This is a genomic window from Novacetimonas maltaceti (genome assembly GCF_002906255.1).
Taxonomy (GTDB): Bacteria; Pseudomonadota; Alphaproteobacteria; order Acetobacterales; family Acetobacteraceae; genus Novacetimonas; species Novacetimonas maltaceti.
The window spans coordinates 1-4,693 of sequence record NZ_POTC01000099.1; the positions used below are offsets into that span (position 1 = coordinate 1).

Sequence of the window (4,693 nt, forward strand, 5' to 3'; positions counted from 1 at the left end):
CTCCAGCGCAACCCGTGACTTGAACTCTGCCGCATACCTCTTCCGCGTAACCTTGCCCATAAAACCCGTCCTCGTTCAGGCCAGATGATAGCTTATCGCCCTGTCCGAAAAATGGGGACCACCTCTCAGCTCATGGTGCCCGCCCTGTACCCCGAATTCATCCGCCTGCGTGACAGGCAGGACTGGTACGGCATCAAGCGCGTGACCGTGCAGCTTTTCCTCACGATTGGTGGTTTTTCCATCGCCCTCATGGGGGTGGCGATGCTGATGGGCAACATCCTGCTGACATGGATGCTGCATGTGCACTGGCATGGTGGCCGCCACCTGATCATGCTCATGCTGGGCAGCGCCGTGCTGGGCCTGGGCATCGTGCCGCTCGAACCACTGCTGACCGTGATCGGCCAGGTCTCGCGCGTGCTCCGTACCCGCATCATCGTGACCCTGACCTACCTGCCGCTGGTTTATGGCATGACCCGGCTGTGGCGGCTTGAGGGGGCTGCGGCGGCAGGCGTCGTGGCGGGACTGATCATGTTTGGCATCTGCCTGCGCCCGGTGCTGGCCTGGTTTGGCCAGATGGCGCCGGGCCGTGCACCCGCCCGCCCCGTCACGGCGGAAACACAGGGCGGGGAAGGCGGGACGGGCACCTCCTGATGGACCGCCCCGCTCAGATCAGAAGCTCGCCGTCAGGCTCACATTGAACGACCGCCCCATGCCGGGCAGGGCGCGCAGGCTGCCGGTGGCGGCGTAATCGGCCAGCGACCAGCCGCCCAGCGGCAGTTCGTATTTCTGGTTCAGCACGTTGTCGATGCTGGCATCGAGCGTCATGTAGCGCCAGTGATACTGCCCGCCCAGCCCCAGCAGGGCATAGCCGGGGGTGCGGGGTTCGTTGCGCACCCAGTCCACCGTGTCCTTGGCCTTGACGAAGGTCATCTCGACCCGGCCGCTCCAGTTCTTCCACCGTTCGTTCAGCGTGACGCTGCCATTGGTGGGCATCTGGTGGTACAGCCCCGCGCCATTGGTCAGGTCCTGCCCGCGCACCCAGTTGAGGTTGGCCACGATCTCGCCCCGGCCAAAGCGGGCATTCTGCCACAGCCGGTAATTGCCCGATCCGTTGATGCCGTAGCTCTGGGCATTATGGTTGGCAAAGCCCAGCGTGTAGAACTGCCTCGCGCTGGCAAGGCGGTAGGCGTTTATGTAGTCGTGGGTGTAGGTGTAGTAGGGCTGGACCTTGAGGTCCCACCGGTCGCCATCGGGGTCATGCCAGTCAGCGGTGATGGAGGCGGTATTGGCGACCTCGGGCTTGAGGTCGGGGTTGCCCACGTAGCCGTTGCCATCGCCAAACCAGTTGATCATGCTCGTGACCATGGCCGAGCGGCCCCAGGCATAGCGCTCGTACAGGTTGGGCGAGCGGGTCTTGCGGGCATAGCCGCCCTCGATGGTCAGGTCGCGGCGTGGCTTCCAGCGCACCAGGGCGGTGACATCGAAGTTCACATCCGTCCGGCCCCGGTCGGTGGTGTTGAAGGCATTGGCCGCGTTGATGTTGGCCATGTTCATCATGCTCATGGTCGATGAATAGCCCGATACCGGGCCGGTATTCATCATGACCAGGTCATTGCGAAAGCCCAGCAGCGTGGTCACGCGCGGGGTCCAGGCGGCCTCCCATTCCACAAAATGGCCCAGCCGGTCGCGGTGGCCGTTATTGATGCTGTGATAGGTGTCCGGCCCCATCATCATGCTGCCCGCAACCGGCGGCCACCAGTCATTGAGGCCGGAATGGTCGAACGAACTGCCCAGCCGCAGGGTCTGGCCTTCCGCCAGGGGGATGGTGGCCTTGATGCTGTAGCCGGCCATGCGGGCATTGGTGTTCATGGGCATGTGGGTGGTCTTGGCGCGGTCGGGCAGGAAGTCCATGGCGTGGTCCTCGCGCTGCCAGTAGCCCCGGGCCTCAAGCTCGCCCCAGTCGAACGTGCCGAGATACTTGCCGTTGACGAAGGTGGAGCGGTTGTTCGTCATGTCCATGTACTGGTTGGCAAACCCTTCATGCGGGGTGTCCTGCTGGCCAAAGGTCAGGGCCAGCAGATGGTTGCCCTTGTGCACGCCAAAGGTCACGGCATGGTTGTAGGTCAGGTAGCTTGTCGAGCGCACCAGCCCCGCATCCCCGCCACCTTCATAATCACCCGCCTGCGCGTAGGAGGCATTGTAGCGCAGGCTGAACGTGTCATTGGCCACCGTCAGGCTGCCCGAGGCGCCATACCCGCCGCCATTGCTGCGATAGGTGCCGGTGACATGCCCGGTCACGAGCACCTTGCCATGCCTCGCAAACTGCGGGTCCTTGCGCTCGACATCGATCGTGCCGCCGGTGCTGTCGCCGCCCATGCTCACGGGGGTTATGCCCGCGATGGCGGTGGCGGTGTCCACGCTGTCGGGGTCGATGAAGGACAGGGCAGGGTTCATGTGGTTGGGGCAGCCCGAGGCGATGCGCACGCCATCGACCACGGTGGCCACGCGGTCATCGGCCATGCCGTTGAGCACGGGCAGCGAGGCCAGCCCGCCTGCGGAATACGTGCTGACACCGGGCTGGTTGCGAAACAGGCTGGCGGCATCGGGGCTGCTCAGGCTGGCCGCCGTGCGCTGCGTGGCGGAAGGGGACGCCGCTGAAAGCAGGCGGTCGCCCATGGGGGTGCTGTCCGCCGTATCCTCGATCGAGAGGCCGGGCAGGGTCACGGTTGTCTGGGCGCGCGCGCCCAGCGGGTGCAGGGAGGCCGCCAGCATGCAGCCGCCTGCGGCCACCACGAGGGGGGGGGCCGTTTTTTTCATGGAAGTCACTTTTCATGTCCTGAACAGGAAAACGAAAGACGCGCACGCCCGTATGGACGCGCGGCAGCGCGTGAGTTCAGGAGATGGAAGGTGGCCCGCAGGCCGGGGGCAGCCCCAGCGGAGTGGGAGGGGGCGCGCGGGGCTGGCGGGGTTCGTGCCGGTGGGCGGCCCATGCCATGGGCGGCAGGGGCAGGAAGGGCAGAACCACCAGCGCAAGGGCAGGCAGGTGCAGGAGCGGGCAGAGCGGGCAGCCTTCGGCATGGTCGTGGCCATGGGGGGGCATGTCGCCATGCTCATGGGGCGCGTTCGCCATCGCCATGTGGTGATGCGGCGGCGCTGCGTGGCGTTCTGTCCGCGTTGCGACGGGAGCGATATCGATTCCCGTCAGCCGCATGATGGTGCCGCGCGGCAGTTCGCCGGGCAGGCTGCGGCTTTCAACCAGCAACTGGCCCCATAGCCCCAGGCACGCACACAGCACCATGACCCAGCGGATCACAGGCATGTCATGCATGAAGGGGTGGCGGGCTTGGCCCATGATGGACAGGTTCTTTGCGGTTGTAAGATAAAGGCGGTAACAGGACAGTGTTCTCGGAGGTCGGGGGCTTTTTGTCAAATGACAAGGCAGCCCGCGCCCATGCCCCAATGGATGGAAGCGTGCAGCAGCAGGACAGAACGGCAGGCCGGATTCTTGTCACGTCAACCGGCCCCGCCGGCTGGCGGCGCGGGCGGCTGCTTGCGGGCTGGGCCATCATGGCTGCCGTGCTGGGCCACGGCCTGATTGCCGCGTGGCTGCTGCCCGCCCGCGCGCCCGTGCCCGCGGCCCCAGCGGAAAAAAACAGCATTCAGGTCTTTTTTGACCAGCCCGGGGTTGCACCGCCCCCGCAAGAGGCTACGCCACAGCCACAGCCACAGCCACAGCCACAGCCAAAAGCCGTGGCCACGCTGCCTGCTGTTACCGCCCGGCCCGCCGTGCGCCCTGTTGCGCAATCCCGGTCACCGTCTGCTCAGCCCTCGGCCCAAGCTCGTGTTGCCGCACCGGTTGGGTCTGCCCCTGCGGCAACGCAGAATGGCCCGGCCGTGCCTGGCGCAGCACAGACTGCGGCGGTTGTGCCAACCGCGCCCCATTGCACGCCCCCCGCCTGGCGTTACCCCGCCATGGCCCGTCACATGCATGAGGAAGGCAATGCGCTGGTTGATGTCGTGCTGGGGAGCGAGGGGCAGGTGGTACAGGTCAGCCTGAAATCCGGCACCGGCTATGATGACCTGGACAGCACGGCCCTTGCCGCTGCGCGTAAGGTCCAGTGCACCCCGCAGGGTCGCCCGCTGGAGGGCACGCATGTCCTGCTGCCGGTTACGTTTCGCCTGCATTAATGGTGAAGGGACGTTCGGCAACCCTGTGCAGGCAGCCGCCTATGCGTATAAGAATGTCCGTTTTAAAAAATTAGCGCGCTGCTTGAGGGCGGGATAGAAGGCTGGTTATCATTTTTTTAGGAATATTTTCCGCATAAAGGGTGTGTCGCCGGAAACATGCGTTTTCTGGTGATGGCAGCCCCGATCACGATCGACCATCCATCCTGACGGTCGGGGCTGTCTTAATTTCTTGCATGGCTAAAGTCAGCACATGCTAAGGGCATCAGAATATATGCCCTGTGTAGCCGATCCATCATGTCATTTTATGCTATAAAAATGAATAGGTGATATATATAATGAGATAAAAAAAGATAATATAAACAATCATTCCTAATGCATTTGGAGGGATCGAAGAACCCCTGATTGATGTGCTTGGCCGGTAATTTCTGGGTTTTGGCGATTTGATTGACGGTTTTTGCGATGGCCTCCGGTCTGCGTTTTGAGCAGATTGGGAGTTGTCCTCCGC

Annotated in this window: 3 protein-coding genes and 1 pseudogene; 2 read left to right on the forward strand and 2 right to left on the reverse strand. The window is 63.7% G+C overall.

Annotated features, from left to right (window positions below; translation table 11 throughout):
• Positions 1-93 precede the first annotated feature (93 nt).
• Positions 94-651: pseudogene (locus KMAL_RS16025) on the forward strand (lipopolysaccharide biosynthesis protein); the annotation flags it as partial.
• Between the two features lie 18 nt (positions 652-669).
• On the opposite strand, the gene KMAL_RS16030 reads toward KMAL_RS16025, so the two are convergent.
• A complete protein-coding gene (locus KMAL_RS16030) occupies positions 670-2,772 on the reverse strand; it encodes a TonB-dependent receptor (protein ID WP_110560079.1) in 2,103 nt (700 codons plus the stop codon).
• Between the two features lie 121 nt (positions 2,773-2,893).
• A complete protein-coding gene (locus KMAL_RS16035; RefSeq protein WP_014106937.1) occupies positions 2,894-3,352 on the reverse strand; it encodes a DUF2946 family protein in 459 nt (152 codons plus the stop codon).
• A 119-nt stretch (positions 3,353-3,471) separates the two neighbouring features.
• Between KMAL_RS16035 and KMAL_RS16040 the strand changes: the two genes are divergently transcribed.
• Positions 3,472-4,188 carry an energy transducer TonB gene (locus tag KMAL_RS16040; protein ID WP_338043514.1) on the forward strand — a complete coding sequence of 239 codons (717 nt, stop codon included), beginning with the start codon at positions 3,472-3,474 and terminating at the stop codon, positions 4,186-4,188.
• Positions 4,189-4,693 lie beyond the last annotated feature (505 nt).

Coding starts and splice junctions, on each gene's coding strand:
- KMAL_RS16030 (WP_110560079.1), bottom strand. CDS start 2,772: ATGCTGGCGGCCTCCCTGCACCCGCTGGGCGCGCGCGCCCAGACAACC.
- KMAL_RS16035 (WP_014106937.1), bottom strand. CDS start 3,352: ATGGGCCAAGCCCGCCACCCCTTCATGCATGACATGCCTGTGATCCGC.